The organism is Rhizobium sp. T1470 (assembly GCF_042140505.1).
Classification (GTDB): Bacteria; Pseudomonadota; Alphaproteobacteria; order Rhizobiales; family Rhizobiaceae; genus Rhizobium; species Rhizobium favelukesii.
The window spans coordinates 584,105-598,962 of the sequence record NZ_CP148094.1 but is presented as its reverse complement, the minus strand read 5'-3'; the positions used below and the strand labels follow the sequence as shown (position 1 = coordinate 598,962).

The following is a 14,858-nucleotide window of genomic DNA, read 5'->3' as shown; positions in this document are numbered from 1 at the left end:
GGACGGAGGCATCAGGCCCGATGGGCTTGATGCCAACTTGCAAAGGTAGGGCGCCGGAAAATTTGTTTAGGGTGCTTTTACTGCATGCAGTTATCGATCACGCTCATGAGTGACCGACATCGGGCTGGGTTTCTGCGGTCTGAGGCGGGCGGGCATAACGCTGAGATCTACGAATTTCACGCGTCGGGCAGTCCTCGGTGCTACGGCACCGGCCACCCTTCCCTCTGCGCTCAAGGCGCAGCAGGGAGGCGATCCCGCAAGCCGAGAAGCAAGCAACGTCAGGCAGAATTGCGTTCGACGATCTAACCCTGACCGCCGTCCTCTACGACAATAAAACGGCGGCCGCGCCGAACGCTGAGCTCATGCCCCTAGTGGCCGGTCATCTTGAGAACAGCCTCAGGAAGCCGCTCACCCTGGATGTCGACTTTCGACGCCTCGCGGTCGATCTCGGCGAGATCATCGGCCGTCATTGGGAGTTCCGCGCCGCCGATGTTTTCCTCAAGACGATGTAGCTTCGTCGTGCCAGGGATAGGAACGATCCACGGCTTCTGCGCCAGCAGCCATGCAAGGGCGACCTGGGCAGGGGTCGCCCGCTTCCGTTCCGCGACCGCCTTGATAACCGACACGAGCTCAAGGTTCGCCTTGCGGGCCTCGGTCGAGAAACGCGGCACCATATTGCGGAAGTCGCCCTCTTCGAACTTGGTGCTCTCGTCGATCTTGCCAGTCAGAAAGCCAGCGCCAAGCGGGCTGAACGGCACGAAGCCGATCCCGAACTCCTCGAGCACCGGCAGGAGCTCCTTCTCCGGCTCGCGCCAGAACAGCGAGTACTCGCTTTGGACCGCGGTGACGGGCTGGACAGCATGAGCACGGCGGATGGTCTGGACGCCGGCTTCCGACAGGCCGAAGTGCTTGACCTTGCCTTGCGCGATCAGATCCTTCACGGCGCCTGCTACGTCCTCGATCGGCACGTTCAGATCGACGCGGTGCTGATAGAAGAGGTCGATGCGATCGGTCTTCAGACGGTTTAACGCGGCATCCGCCACGGCCTTGATGTGCTCCGGGCGGCTGTTGGTGCCACCGGTGCGCGCTCCAGTCTCCAAATCGATGTCAAAGCCGAACTTAGTCGCGATCGTGATCTGGTCGCGAATGGGCTGCAGGCCCTCGCCGAGCAACGACTCGTTCGCGAACGGTCCGTAGGCTTCGGCCGTGTCGAAGTGCGTGATCCCCCTGTTAAAGGCATCGCGGAGCAGCTTGATCATCTCGCTCGTGTCGCCGGCTGCTCCATACACCCCGGTCATTCCCATGCATCCGAGGCCGAGGGCCGATACTTCCAGGCCGGAAGTTCCAAGTTTACGCTTCTGCATTTTCGTTTCCCTTTGCTTGTTCGTCGCGTCCGCGTTCGCCGGACTGGAAGTCCGAGCTGACGCTGAGTTCCTTCCAGGCGTCGATCTCTCGCCGCTGGCTGTCGAGTTCGTTTCCGACGATCTTGACGGCGTCGCTGCCCAGCAGAAACCGGGCTGGGAGTTCCGACTTTCCGACCAGCTCGAGAAGCGCGGTTGCCGCCCTTCTCGGATCGCCCGGCTGACGACCGTGGGTCTTGTCGTTCTTGCTCGCCGCGCAGTAGCCGGAGCCGGGCGCGGCCAGCCGGCCTGCGATCGAGGATACGTTGAAAATGGTTCCGCTGCGCCTGGAACGCATGCCCGGAACAACCGCCTTGATCATCGAGACGGTTCCGAAGAAGTTGGTGGCAAACAGATCCTCGACCTCCTTGTCGTCGCCCTCCTCGACCGCGGCCCGGTAGCCCGCATTGTTGACGAGAACGTCGACGGAGCCGAAGTGGTCCTGCGCCTGAGCAGCAACCCTGGCCACCTGCTCCTTGTCCGTGACGTCGAGGGGGGCTGCGAGAGCCGTGTCGGGGAACGCCGCCGCAAGGTCCTGCACCTTCGCCACGTCGCGTGCCGTTACGACTGCGTTGTGTCCCGCCGCGAGAACGGCTTCAGCGAGGCTTCTTCCCAGTCCAGTCGAGCAGCCGGTAATCGTCCATGTGGTCATCGTCATTCCTTTCGTGTGGTGCTGTCCGCCCAATGGTCACGAGTACCCCGTGCCCCAAACGGTCAGGTTCGCGGTGGCGCTTCCACGCCAGAATAGACCAGGACTTGGTCAGGGAGCCGCGCGCCGTTTATCTGAATGGCCGCGACGGCCTTGTTCAGCTCCGCGACCTCGTCGGACTCGAAGTGGATGGAGGCTACGCCGATGTTTTCAAGCATGTGCGCCATCTGCGTGGTCCCGGGGATCGGTACGATCCATGGCTTCTGGGCCATGAGCCACGCCAACGCGATCTGGGCGGGCGTCGCTTTCTTGCGATCAGCCCAGGTCTTCACTAGAGCGACCAGGGCCAGATTGTTCGGCACATTTTCTGACGAGAACCGCGCCTCGACGCCGCGTATGTCTCCTTCGGCAAATCTTGTCCGTTCGTCGATGGCACCCGTCAGGAAACCGACGCCCAGCGGGCTCCATGGAACGAAACCGATGCCGAGTTCCTCGCAGAGTGGAATGACGGCCTCCTCGGGGCCTCGCCACAGCATCGAATACTCGTTCTGGACTGCTGTAAGCGGCAACTCGGCGTGTGCGCGGCGTACGGTGTTGAGACCCATCTCGGACAGCCCCCAGTGCAGAACCTTGCCCTGCGTCACGAGTTCCTTGACTGCGCCCGCGACGTCCTCGATCGGAACCTGCGGGTCGACGCGATGCTGGTAGAGAAGATCGATATGGTCAGTCCGCAAACGCTTGAGCATGCCCTCGACGGCGAGCTTCACGTGCTCTGGACGGCTGTTGAGCCCCGGCAGCCGCTTGCCGGTCTCCAGGTCGATGTTCCAGCCAAACTTGGAGGCGACGACGATCTGGTTTCGGAACGGCTGCACGCCTTCACCCAGGATCCGCTCGACCTCATGCGGTCCGTAGGCTTCCGCGGCGTCGTAGAACGTGACGCCACGCTCGTGTGCTGCCCTGATGATGCCGATCATCTCCGCACGGTTGGGGATGGTCGTCTGGTAGGTGCGGCTCACGTTCTGCACGCCGAGGCCGACGCTGGAGACCTCGAGCGATCCGAGCTTTCGTCGCCCAAGCACGTTGGCAGATGAACCGGCGGTCGATGTCGACTGCGCCAGGGCAGGAGATAGGCCCGCTTCCAGAAGCGGGGTGGCTGCGAGCGATCCCGCCGCTCCCAGGAAGCGTCGACGGCCCAATGTCATCTTCTGCTGATCTGCCATCTGGAAATCCTTTCACGGAGGTACGGAGTTGTTCTCGCTCCGAATATAGCCCTCGCTTGATCGCTCGATTAGACGCTATAATCCGCATTCCCCTATAAGCAGGACTAATGAATGCCGAACGAGAATTTCAATGACCTTGCCGCCTTCGTCACCGTTGCCCGCGAGGAAAGCTTCACGAAGGCCGCCGCCAAGCTCGGCGTTTCGCAGTCGGCCCTCAGCCAAACGATCCGAGGTCTCGAGGAGCGGCTGGGCATGAGACTGCTGACAAGAACGACGCGTCGGGTTTCGCCCACCGCAGCCGGCGAACGGCTGCTGCAGACGGCGGGGCCGCGTTTCGAAGAGATCCAAGCCGAGCTCGCGGCACTGAGCGAGATGCGGGACCGGCCGACGGGTACCGTCCGCATTACCGCGGGAGAGCATGCTGCGGTGTCCGTTCTTGCATCTGCTCTCGAGAAGTTCCTGCCGGACAATCCCGACGTAAAGGTCGAGATCATCGTCGACTACGGGCTCACAGACATTGTCGCCGAGCGCTTCGACGCCGGCGTCCGTCTAGGCGAGCAGGTCGCGAAGGACATGATTGCGGTTCCGATCAGCCCCGAAGTCAGAATGGCGGTTGTGGGGTCGCCCGCCTACTTCCGTCAGCACCTTTGGCCGGAGACACCACAGGATTTGACCGCCCATAACTGCATCAACATGCGGCTGCCGACGTACGACAACATCTTCGCCTGGGAGTTCGAGAAGGACGGACGGGAGCTCCGCGTCCGCGTCGAGGGACAGCTCGTCTTCAACAACCTGGCAATGAGACGGGAGGCGGCTCTTAGAGGATTGGGGCTGGCCTACATGCCAGAGGATCAGGTGCACCAGCTTTTGGACAAGGGCGAACTGATCAGGGTGCTGGAGGACTGGTGCCCGCCGTTTGCGGGCTATCATCTTTACTATCCGAACCGGAGGCATCCCTCGCCGGCTTTCGCCCTCGTCGTCGAGGCTCTCCGGTACCGCACATAAAAGCGCGTTCACTTCGATGTGATTGATAAGGACAGCTAATGGCTTCATGCGGATCAAGGCATCTAATCACTAGATGAGCCCTCGCGTATCTTTCCTTGTGTCAGCGCCAGGGGAAGGACGACATGAATATCTCGCTACGGAATGCAGCATTTTTTCTACTAGCCTTGAGCCATTTCGGAATCGCCGCAGTTGCGTCCGCGCAAACGGCACCCAAGCCCGAAGCCATTGTCATCGAGGAACAGGGCAGTTTCTCAGCCGGAGGTAAGGCCGTCACCACGCCCGGTACTTTCAACAACAAAGCTCCGACCTCGCAGGGCCAGAGCATCCATGGCGATCATCTCTACGCCTTCTTCCAGATCCCACAGAACCCGAGACCGCTGCCGATCGTGATGCTCCACGGCGCCTTCCAGTCGGGCCGGAGCTGGGAAACGACGCCCGACGGGCGGGAGGGATTCCAGACGATCTTTCTCCGCCGCGGTTTCCCAGTCTACGTCGTCGACCAGCCGCGGCGGGGCCGTGCCGGCAACAGCACCGTCGCCGCTGCCATTGAACCCACCCCATACGACCAGCTCTTCTTCGACCAGTTCCGGATTGGCGTTTGGCCGAAATACTACGACAACGTCCAGTTCGATCGCGATCCGAATACGCTGACACAATTCCTGACCTCAGTGACGCCGAACACTGGTCCTTATGATCCCGGCGTCATCTCGCAGGCCATGTCAGCGCTTCTCGATCGAACCGGTCCGGCGATCCTATTCACGCATTCGCAGGGAGGCGGGCCCGGATGGCTTACCGCTATCAAGAACCCGAACGTAAAAGGGATCGTCGCATTCGAGCCGGGAAGCGGCTTCATCTTTCCAGACGGTGAAGTGCCCGAGCCGATGCCGAGCGCGGCGGGCACTCTGCCAGCGGAAGTCGTTCCCGTCCAAGAGTTCGAAAAGCTGACGCGTATTCCGATCGTCATCTACTACGGAGACAACTTCCCCGTCGAACCAACCAGCGAACGTGGACAGGACAACTGGCGTGTGAGACTGGCGATGGCGAAGCTCTGGGTTGCCGCCATCAATAAGCACGGCGGCGACGCCAAGCTCGTCCATTTGCCGGAGATCGGCATCCGCGGCAACACCCACTTCTTGTTCTCCGATCTGAACAACATCGAGATCGCCGACCAGGTGTCGAAGTTTCTTGCCGAGCAGAAGCTCGACTGACCACAGAGCGGAGAAAACTGATGAAACACCTGATCGCGAACATACTTCTGACGGTCGGCATCGTGCTCGCAGCGCTGCCAGGGGCGGTGTGTGCCCAGTCCTTGGCGAAAGGCGATGACATGACCAAGCAATCCAGAGCCCAGCAACTGATGGGAGATACCGCGCCGAAGCTTGCGGAACTCACCGACAATATCCTCTATGGCGACATTTGGGAACGTCTGGAGCTTTCGAAGCGCGATCGCAGCCTTATTACCGTGGCAGCGCTGATCGCCATGAACCGGCCGGATCAGCTTCGCTCGCACCTTGCCATTGCACTTCAGAACGGCGTTACCAAGGAAGAGCTGAGCGAGACCATCACCCACCTCGCCTTCTACGGCGGCTGGCCGAATGCCGTCACGGCGGTCGGCGTCGCCAAGGAAGTATTCGGGAGAAATCCGGAATGACGAAGGTCGCAGGCGTTATCGTGGGCGCGTTCCTGTCTGGCTGCGCCGTCGCGCTTGTCGGCTGGCAGGTTCATGCAGAACAGAACCGCACGACGTTTCCAGACATCGACAAGCTGATCCACTATACGACCGTCACCCGCGGCGAAGTCACCGAACACATCATGACATCGCGCGAGGCGATCGAGGCGGTCAAGAATGGCCAGCCCGTCCCGCCCGACACTCATGTGGTGCTCGTGGACTACCGTGACGGCGAAGTCTTTCGGTACTTCGTCATGGAGAAGGGCGAAGGCTTTGGTGCCGACTATGACGAAAGCCGGCGCACCGGAGACTGGCAGTTCCAGTGGTTCAAGCCCGACAAGACGATCAACCTGGCCGAGAATACGGCCCGCTGCCAATCATGTCATGACGCGCGATCTGACCGGGACTTCCTCTACACCCACAGCGATATGCGGCGCTTCGAATTCGAATGATCCCGTTTCCCGCTCGTCTGTTTCTCCACGTCGTATCCGTCGGACTTCTTGTGGCGTGTCTGGCCTACTGGTGGCTCGACAATCTGGCCCACGAGATTTTCGGCACCGCCATGTTCTTGCTGGCGGCTATCCATATCGTCATCAACCGCCGCTGGTATGGCGTCGCTTTCCGCGGCCGTTACAACGCAATGCGGATCCTGAACACCGCGACGATCATCGGGCTTGTGATCACGATGACCATGATGCTCGTCACCAGCATCTTGATATCCCGCGACGTCTTCGCGTTCGCCTCGCTCGACGGGGCGTTCGGCGTGCGGGAAATACATCTGTTCGCCGCCTACTGGATCGTTCTGATAGTCGCCATGCACCTTGGGTTCCGTTGGCCGGTCGTGATGATGGTCTCTCGCAGAACGCTGGGTATAACCGGCACCAATGCGGTGCGGATGCTCCTGATCAGAATTGGCGTCGGCGTGGTTGCAGTCCTCGGGATCAAAAGCACGTTCGAGATGGCCTTCGGCTCGAAGCTGATGCTCACCTACACACTCGACCTATGGGACTTCAACGAGTCTACACTTGGCTTCTTTTTGAATTACGGGTCCATCGTCACACTCGTCGCCGCCCTGGTTTACTACGGATCGCGACCCTTCAAAGGTCGGGAGCGCCTGATTTGTCCGTCGTCGGCATCACGTCGTGAACACATTGAACGCTTTGAGGAACGCGATCGCTGCTGAGTTGACGGAGCCTGGCGGGCCGGCCTCCTCCCATCAACGCACAGCGTCCATTTTTTGCGCGCGGAAGACGCGCGCACCATGTCCATCACTATGCACGCCCGTGCGCACTCGCTGTTCGCCCGGCATGTAGCTGCATGGCGCCGTCGCATGCCGGCGTGCGCGACCGGATGTTAGAAGCTCAGCGAGCCTTTCGCCTTGGCGTCGAAGACGAAGGGCCCTGCAAAGGATAATCCAGAGCCAGTGAGCCCCAAGGAGCATCAGGGTCGACATCAGCAGGTGCTCGACTGTTCGCTCTCCTGAACGTGGCGTCTGCTGTGCTTGCTGCGAAACGATTTTCCCGCCTCCGTCCTCGACATCGTCGAGGCAACGGCCCCGATTTGGCTGCCGTCCGCTTGCCATTGGCGATGATTTGAGGAAGTATTCGGGCTCTGGCCGTTGAGGCCTGGGCAGGCTCGATGACAGGACAATGCCATGCCTCTGAAACATTTTTGGCCGCCGCAGCAATAGCGCTCTTTTGACCCTTTCAGGGTGTACAACCACCAGCTCAGAAAACTCAACCTACGCAAGCCCGGCAGGGATTGGCCCGGTTCGCGGCACCGGTAACAACTTCTACTAGCTCTCGTCGTTTCCGATGCCCATGAGGCATTGCCTTTTGGCGCGGTGCCACCACTCGGTTGCCTCAGCTTGCGGGCCGGCTCTTTTGCGGCATGTGTTGCCGCCATGCACTTGCGCCGATATGCGGACTCTCCCATCGTGTTTACAGCATGCAACCTGGGGGGTCCTGCACGGCTCCGCCGGTTTCTTAAAACCTACGTGCAGGTAGGAGCATGACTGTGGCATCAGGTTCGCTCAAACTCTTCAGTTACGCCATTCTTCTGACGTCCATTGCCGCATCGGTGCACGCCCAATCCAGCGAGGAGCTAGCAAAGAAGCTCTCAAACCCAATTGCCTCGCTGATCAGCGTTCCGTTTCAATTCAACTACGATCAAGGCTACGGACCGCAAGACGGCGATCATACCGTCGTGAACATTCAGCCGGTAATTCCATTCGCGCTCAATGAAGACTGGAACCTCATTTCCCGAACGATCCTGCCTGTGACGTGGCAAGACGACATCGCTGGCCCGTCAGGAGAGCAGTTCGGGCTCGGTGACACGCTACAGAGTTTCTTCCTGTCGCCAGCCAAGCCAACCGAAAATGGAATTATCTGGGGCGTCGGCCCGGCGTTCCTGGTTCCCACAGCAACCGACGAGTTCCTCGGAAGCGGAAAGTGGGCCGCGGGTCCAACCGGCGTGGCTCTCAAGCAAGACGGGCCATGGACCTTCGGTATACTGGCGAACCATTTGTGGTCGTTCGCCGGACAGAGCGACCGGGCGGACGTCAGTTCGACATACCTGCAACCCTTCATCTCTTACACGACGCCGGAGGCCTGGACCTTCTCATTGAATACCGAGAGCACATACGACTGGGAAACCAATGACTGGTCGGTCCCGATCAACTTCCAGGTCTCCAAGGTGGTGAAGTTCGGCGAACAGCCCGTGAGCTTTGGCGTCGGCGCGCGTTACTGGGCAAGTTCGCCCGAAAACGGGCCGGACGGCTGGGGAGTTCGGGCAGTGGTCACGTTCTTGTTCCCGAAATAAGAGACTTTCGCGATATCCGCTCCAGGAAGACGAGTTACGGCGTGCTGCCATTGCTTCTGAGGGATTCGATTGGATCAACTGTCACCTCCCGATCCGCTTCTTGAGATTGCGCTTGGAACCTTGATGGTGATTGCGATTATCATCGTACACGGTGTCGGCATCCGCGCAATCAACCAGCGTTTCAGCAAATCCTGGGTCCGTGTGACTAGAGCATCGCACTTGAATTGAGAATCGAGTGGGGTTTTCACGAGGGTATTGGTGTGATTCACTGCGGTTGGAGGTGAATCACATGGGTAAATCTCATTCTGTTGATCTTCGTCAGCGTGTTGTTTCCATGGTCGCTAGCGGCCAATCACGGCGAGCCGCTGCCCGTCATTTCGCAATCAGCGACAGCAGTGCGATCAAGCTGCTGCAACGCCGGGAGCGGACTGGGCTGATAACCCCCGCGCGTCAAGGAAGGCCACCAGGTGCAGGGAAACTGTCGGCGTTTCGCGATTTCCTGGTCGCACAGGTCGAAGGCAAACCGGATATCACCATGCCAGAGCTTGCCCGTCGCCTTGAGGATGAACATGGATTGGTTATTCCACCATCGTCCGGTTTTTGATAACGCAGGGATACACATATAAAAAAACAGATAATGGCGTCGGAACGCGCTCGCGCTGATATCCGAAAGGATCGTGATGTCTGGATTTCGAAACGCCAACCCCGGATGCGATTTGAACCGCATCGACTTGTTTTCTTGGACGAAACCTCGGTGAACACAAAGATGGTGAGACTGCGTGGGCGCTCCCCGCGCGGCGAGCGTCTCATCACGGATGCGCCCTTTGGCCACTGGGGGACACAGACATTCATTGCAGGCTTGCGCTGTTTCGGTCTTACTGCGCCCTGGATTATTGACAGGCCGATGAACCGGGAAATCTTCGACACCTACATCGAGACCCAGCTTGCGCCGACACTCGAACCAGGCAATGTCGTCATCCTGGATAATCTTCGCGTTCACAAGAGCGATAAAGCCAAAGCCTGCCTCAAGGAAGTTGGTGCGTGGCTCCTGTTTCTGCCGTCTTATTCGCCAGATTTGAACCCGATCGAAATGGCCTTCGCCAAAATTAAGGCCCATCTCCGAGCCGCCGCCGCTCGCACGTTTGACGCACTCTCAAATGCGCTCGGATCCATCTGCAACCTCTTCAACAGCCAAGAATGTCGAAACTATTTTACAGCCGCAGGCTATGGGTTCGATTAAAGGTACGGCGCTCTAACGTCACACCGCATTGGCGGATCAATCTTTTGCTTGCATTCACAATCGGTTCGCTGGCAGTCCTTCATTTTGTGGAAACCTTCCTTTGGGCCGCCCCCATATCGCTGATGGGGCTGATCCCTTCAATGCGAGACAGCTACTACTTCGTCTTGGAGAGCTATACGACGCTTGGAGAAGGCGCTGTCCGTCTGCCGGACGGATGGCGTCTGATCGGACCGATCATGGCGATGTCGGGCCTGTTTACATTCGGATGGACGGGCAGCGTTCTGGTGAGCATCATGACCGAATTCGGCAAGCTCGACAGAGGCCGCGCCAAGAAAGGTTTGAAAGATCCCGGACCTTGAACTCGGCGGGATTTCAGAAAGCACTCTGCTGGTGGCAGCGTGACCTCTCACGCCCCACCCTGCTCCGCTTGACGGCCACCCAAAGTGCTTAAGCCGCCCACTACTTTCTGGATATTTTCCTGAACATTTTTGTCGTATCGTTCCTCCAGAGACCTTCAGGGTGGGCGAAATCCAATGCGTCATCGCACGAAAACCCGCACGGTGTTGGGCGCTATGATCGTCCTGCTCTGCACGTACCTGCCGATTCCGATGAAGCCGCCCCTTTGTTCCGAGATGATTGCGCCCCCGGATTCCGGGATGATCTCGCCCCCTTGAGGCTGGGGTCCTGCTGGCTGTGATTGTTGTCAGTTCATTCGTGTAACGAGTCAAGATTTCCGGCGCTGATTTCGCCGCAAGCTTTCGCCGGATAGGTCGATGCGGTGGGCGTTGTGAACGAGGCGATCGAGGATGGCATCGGCGTAGGTTGGGTTGCCGATGATCTCGTGCCAGGCTGATACCGGAAGCTGGCTGGTGATAATCGTCGAGCGGCGTCCGTAGCGATCTTCGAGGATCTCCAGGAGGTCGTGGCGTGCCTGCTCATTGAGCGGTTCCAGACCCCAGTCATCAAGGATCAAGAGCTGGACGTGGCCGAGGGTTCGCTGCAGCCTTGCATAGCGGCCGTCGCCGTGGGCAAGAGCGAGATTGGCAAACAAGCGTGGCACGCGTTGATAAAGAACTGAGCGATCGTCGCGGCAGGCCTTGTGCCCGAGTGCACAGGCTAACCAGCTTTTGCCAACGCCAGATGGCCCGCAAATCGCGAGGTTGTCGTGGGCATCAATCCAGTCGCCGCCGATCAGCTTCATGAACAGCGCACGATCGAGACCGCGGTCGCTGCGGTAATCGACATCCTCAGGCACAGCATGATGGCGAAGCTTGGCAAACCGCAGCCGGGCGGCAAGCTTGCGATCGTGGCGCGAACTCCATTCTCGCTCCAGCAGTAGCCCGAGCCATTCGGCATGGGAGAGTTGTTCGCTCTCACCGTTGGTCAGCAGTTCGTTGAACGCCTTGGCCATGCCGGTCAGGCCCATGGCATTCAATTTATCAAGGGTGGGATGTGCAAGCATATGTCGTCTCCTCAGTGGTAATAGCGGGGACCGCGGATGTTGGAGTGGTTGATCGGCTCGGGTGATGATGCGCCTGATGACGCCGACGGTCGGTCAAGGTGATTGTCGAGAATGGAACGCACCGAGCCATAGGTTCGAGCGCCGATTTCCAATGCCCGGCCGCAGGCTGCATTGACCCTCTCGCGCTCAAACGCTTTGACGAGGCGGATAATGCCCAGACAGGCTCTGTAGCCCTGTTCGGGATGCGGTCGATCGGCAAGAATACGCTCGCAGAGCAATGCAACGTCTGAGCCGATCGCGGAGGCTTCGCGGCTGATACGTTCGATCGTCCAGTCGGCAAAGCGGCGATGCGATGACGGCATGTGCTCGGGCGTTGTCGTGTGCTTGCCATTGCCACTCGAACGCCTGTGGGCGGCAATCCGCTCACCTTTGTGGAAGATCTCGATGGTATTGGCGGTGATGCGGGCCTCGACCTGCTCACGCGCAAAGCGGTAGGGCACCGAGTAATAGTGCTTGTCGATATCGACATGATAATCGAGACCGGCCCTGCGTATCTTCCATTCCGCAAAGACGTATCGTTCCACAGTCAGCGGACGCAGGGCGGGATAATCCAGCTCTTCGAACAATTGCCGTCGCGTGCGCCCGACGCGACGCAGGACGCGCCTGTCGTTGAGATCAGCGAGCAATTCAGCAATCGCCGCATTCACGTCGGCAAGGCTGTAAAAGACGCGGTGGCGTAGTCGACCCAGCAGCCAGCGCTCGACAATGCGAACCGCGGCTTCGACCTTCGCCTTGTCCCGAGGCCGGCGCGGTCGTGCCGGAAGAACAGCGCTTCCGTAATGAGCCGCCATCCCGGCATAGGTGCGATTGACCTGCGGATCAAAATGGCAGGCCTTGATGACGGCGACCTTGGCGTTGTCGGGAACCAGCAACGCCGGTGCGCCACCGAACGCCTCAAGCGCAAGCAGGTGACATTCGATCCAGTCGGGCAACGTTTCGCTCCAGCGAGCATGTGCAAATGAAAGGCTCGATGCGCCGAGCACTGCGACGAACAGGTGGGCTTGCCGCGTCTTTCCCGACAATCTGTCGACGACCACCGTGACCGTGTCGCCGGCATAATCGACGAACAGCTTTTCGCCGGCCGCATGGTTTTGGCGCATTGTCACCGGCAGCTTCAGCGCCCAGCCGCGATACAAATCACAGTAACGGCTGTAGCGATATCCCTCGGGATGAAGGCCGATATACTCGTCCCAGAGGATCTGCAGCGTCACATGCTTGCGCTTCAGTTCCCGGTGAACAATTGCCCAATCCGGCTCAGCGCTGCGGCGATGACCGGTCTTCGTGCCGGCAGCCTTGTAGAGAGCCGCTTCCAACATCGCATCGCTGACGTCCTCGCCCAACGGCCAGGAAAGCCCAGCAATGTCCACACGGCGCAGCGTCTCACGCACCGTCGACGGCGCCGCACCAACGCGCACCGCAATCGACTTGTGGCCAAGGCCTTCCTCAAATCTGTATCTCAGTATCTCGCGGACACGCCGCATCTTTAGTCTCTCCGCTGGCATCGCGTTCCTTCCTCTCAGGCAACTGAAAGGACGAACGTCTCACCAGCAGAACACCCCGACAAACACCCCAATCAGAGGGCGGCATCATCTCGGAACAAGGGGGCGGTTAATTCTCGGAATTGGGGGGCGGCATCATTTCGGAATGCGGGGGCGGATTGCCTCGGAATCTGCACACGTACCTGCTGCTCGCTTATTTTGTCATTCCCGAGATCTGGTTTTTCCATGATGCCGGCCGCGTTGCCAAGCTCGGCAGCATGGTCACGACAACCGCGCAGGACATTCCGGGCGATCCGATCAATGTCGGCCTTGTTGGGTCGAAGGAGGATGTGGTCCGCGCCTTTGCGGCGGCCAAGTGGGATCCTGCCGACAAAATCACCTTGCGCACATCGATCGATATCGGATTGAGTGTCGTGCTTGACCGGCCCGACCTCGACGCCCCGGTCAGTCCGCTGTTTTTCGAGGGAAGAAAGCAGGACCTCGCCTTCGAGAAGCCGGTGGGCGAAAGCGCCGACGAGCGCAACCACGTTCGTTTCTGGCTGACGAAACAAACCGGGGAGGACGACCGTCCGCTATGGTTTGGCTCGGCAAGCTTTGATCGCGGCGTTGGCCTCAGTCATGACACCGGGCAGATCACGCATCACATCGGCCCGGATGTCGACGCCGAGCGAAACCGGGTCATCGGCGATCTCCTCAAGGCGGGCCAACTGCTATCGGACTATGAGATCGACGGCATCGGGGCGACACGCAGCGGCCGCAACGGAGGCGGCGACCCCTATTTCACCGACGGGAAGGCTCTCATCGGCGTGCTTCGCGCGAACGAGCGTTAACGGTCGCGCGCCGGACGCTCGCGGCTCTGAACGCTTCGACCGTGTTACCGCGTCTAACGGTTCTGATTGTTCAGGGGGTGTCAAAATTTGGCCGAAGGGACCGTTGTTGAAATCCGAGATCCAGGGACACCCATTCCCCCAGTCCCAGCCGGAGTCGGGATGGACCTGTGCGGCAAGCTGCCGTTGGCTTGCAGCATTTGCCTGTTGAAGGGTTCGGTACTGTCTGTAGGCCTGTTGCGTTCCAACGTAGAGGCACTTGCAGCCGCCCGGATCGGCATAGACGTAGGTTGTCTTGTTGCCGCGCGTACTCGTCACGAAAGTGTCCGGAGGCAGGTGGTTGCGCATCGCCTGGCGCTTTGGCATGTCGGCAGGGCGCGCGACGAAGCCGGCTGCGAGGTTACTTTCCTTGGTGGAGACGGAACCTTGCGCGCTCGTGCAGGCGGTCAAGCGAGCGCCAGGTTCATCAACGGCTTGTCGGGTGTCTTGCAGTGCATAGTGAAGCGTTCCTTTCTATCGACGTGGTGATATTCGTGTCGTTCATGCGTCCTGTTGCCTCGTGGACGTCTTCCCTTACAACCCAAGCGCCTTATTCATCGCCGTGATAAGATCGGCCCCGGCGAAGGGCTTTCGCAAGTACGCGATGCACCCGGCCCGCTCGGCCTCTGCTTGTAGGCGTCGATCTTCAATCGCTGTGATAAAAATGACCGGCAGGTTCGAGCCAGCCTCTTTCAGCCTGCGCTGCAATTCCATGCCGGACATGCCACCGCCCAGGTCGATATCCAGCACAAGACAGGCGACGTCGGCGCTTGCAGGTTGCGCGAGAAAGGCTTCGGCGGATGCATATTCCACGGCCGCAAAACCATAGGCGTTGAGGAGCCGCCCGGCGCTCCGCCGTAGGCTTGCGTCATCATCAACAACGGCGACCGTGTGGCGCAGCTTTCCCATCCCAAGCCCCACTCGTGACTACATGAGAGATACGCGGTTGCCTTCACAGTAGGCGTGTT

At 59.7% G+C, this 14,858-nt stretch carries 13 protein-coding genes and 2 pseudogenes; 9 read left to right on the top strand and 6 right to left on the bottom strand.

What is annotated here, in order from left to right:
* Positions 1-368 precede the first annotated feature (368 nt).
* The 3 genes from WGT02_RS37265 to WGT02_RS37255 form a co-directional block, all read right to left on the bottom strand.
* Positions 369-1,364 (bottom strand): aldo/keto reductase, encoded by a 996-nt coding sequence (locus tag WGT02_RS37265; protein WP_208245593.1) that lies wholly within the window; start codon positions 1,362-1,364, stop codon positions 369-371.
* Positions 1,351-2,052, bottom strand: coding sequence for an SDR family NAD(P)-dependent oxidoreductase (locus WGT02_RS37260; protein ID WP_024316682.1), 702 nt, complete (start codon positions 2,050-2,052; stop codon positions 1,351-1,353). The genes WGT02_RS37265 and WGT02_RS37260 overlap by 14 nt, the downstream gene beginning before the upstream one ends.
* Before the next feature lie 62 nt (positions 2,053-2,114).
* Positions 2,115-3,269, bottom strand: a complete 1,155-nt coding sequence (locus WGT02_RS37255; RefSeq protein ID WP_208245595.1) for an aldo/keto reductase — start codon at positions 3,267-3,269, stop codon at positions 2,115-2,117.
* Between the two features lie 111 nt (positions 3,270-3,380).
* On the opposite strand from WGT02_RS37255, the gene WGT02_RS37250 reads away from it, so the two are divergent.
* From WGT02_RS37250 to WGT02_RS37215, 8 genes and pseudogenes are all read left to right on the top strand, one after another.
* Positions 3,381-4,274 carry a LysR family transcriptional regulator gene (locus tag WGT02_RS37250; protein WP_024316680.1) on the top strand — a complete coding sequence of 298 codons (894 nt, stop codon included), beginning with the start codon at positions 3,381-3,383 and terminating at the stop codon, positions 4,272-4,274.
* Positions 4,275-4,396: 122 nt separating this feature from the next.
* Positions 4,397-5,482 carry an alpha/beta fold hydrolase gene (locus tag WGT02_RS37245; protein WP_208245596.1) on the top strand — a complete coding sequence of 362 codons (1,086 nt, stop codon included), beginning with the start codon at positions 4,397-4,399 and terminating at the stop codon, positions 5,480-5,482.
* A 17-nt stretch (positions 5,483-5,499) separates the two neighbouring features.
* The gene (locus WGT02_RS37240; protein WP_375680026.1) at positions 5,500-5,925 is read left to right on the top strand and encodes a carboxymuconolactone decarboxylase family protein; all 426 of its coding nucleotides are present in this window, start codon (positions 5,500-5,502) and stop codon (positions 5,923-5,925) included.
* Positions 5,922-6,395 carry a cytochrome P460 family protein gene (locus tag WGT02_RS37235; RefSeq protein ID WP_208245597.1) on the top strand — a complete coding sequence of 158 codons (474 nt, stop codon included), beginning with the start codon at positions 5,922-5,924 and terminating at the stop codon, positions 6,393-6,395. Before WGT02_RS37240 ends, WGT02_RS37235 begins: the two co-directional genes overlap by 4 nt.
* On the top strand, positions 6,392-7,126 hold the full coding sequence (locus WGT02_RS37230) for a DUF4405 domain-containing protein (protein WP_208245598.1): 735 nt from the start codon (positions 6,392-6,394) through the stop codon (positions 7,124-7,126). Before WGT02_RS37235 ends, WGT02_RS37230 begins: the two co-directional genes overlap by 4 nt.
* An 827-nt stretch (positions 7,127-7,953) precedes the next feature.
* Positions 7,954-8,763: a hypothetical protein gene (locus WGT02_RS37225; RefSeq protein ID WP_029710233.1), complete on the top strand. Its 810-nt coding sequence runs from the start codon at positions 7,954-7,956 to the stop codon at positions 8,761-8,763.
* 289 nt (positions 8,764-9,052) lie between these two features.
* Positions 9,053-10,003, top strand: a pseudogene (locus WGT02_RS37220) (IS630 family transposase).
* A gap of 11 nt (positions 10,004-10,014) precedes the next feature.
* Positions 10,015-10,362: pseudogene (locus WGT02_RS37215) on the top strand (two pore domain potassium channel family protein); the annotation flags it as partial.
* Positions 10,363-10,727: 365 nt separating this feature from the next.
* Here the strand turns inward: WGT02_RS37215 and istB are convergent.
* A complete protein-coding gene (gene istB, locus WGT02_RS37210) occupies positions 10,728-11,465 on the bottom strand; it encodes an IS21-like element ISRel16 family helper ATPase IstB (RefSeq protein WP_024317380.1) in 738 nt (245 codons plus the stop codon).
* An 11-nt stretch (positions 11,466-11,476) separates the two neighbouring features.
* Complete coding sequence (istA, locus tag WGT02_RS37205) at positions 11,477-13,006, bottom strand: IS21 family transposase (RefSeq protein WP_208245675.1); 1,530 nt, start codon at positions 13,004-13,006, stop codon at positions 11,477-11,479.
* Positions 13,007-13,182: 176 nt separating this feature from the next.
* On the opposite strand from istA, the gene WGT02_RS37200 reads away from it, so the two are divergent.
* Positions 13,183-13,854 carry an LssY C-terminal domain-containing protein gene (locus WGT02_RS37200; RefSeq protein WP_225040525.1) on the top strand — a complete coding sequence of 224 codons (672 nt, stop codon included), beginning with the start codon at positions 13,183-13,185 and terminating at the stop codon, positions 13,852-13,854.
* Positions 13,855-14,424: 570 nt separating this feature from the next.
* Here WGT02_RS37200 and WGT02_RS37195 read toward each other — a convergent pair.
* The gene (locus WGT02_RS37195) at positions 14,425-14,799 is read right to left on the bottom strand and encodes a response regulator transcription factor (protein ID WP_208245602.1); all 375 of its coding nucleotides are present in this window, start codon (positions 14,797-14,799) and stop codon (positions 14,425-14,427) included.
* Between the last annotated feature and the right edge of the window lie 59 nt (positions 14,800-14,858).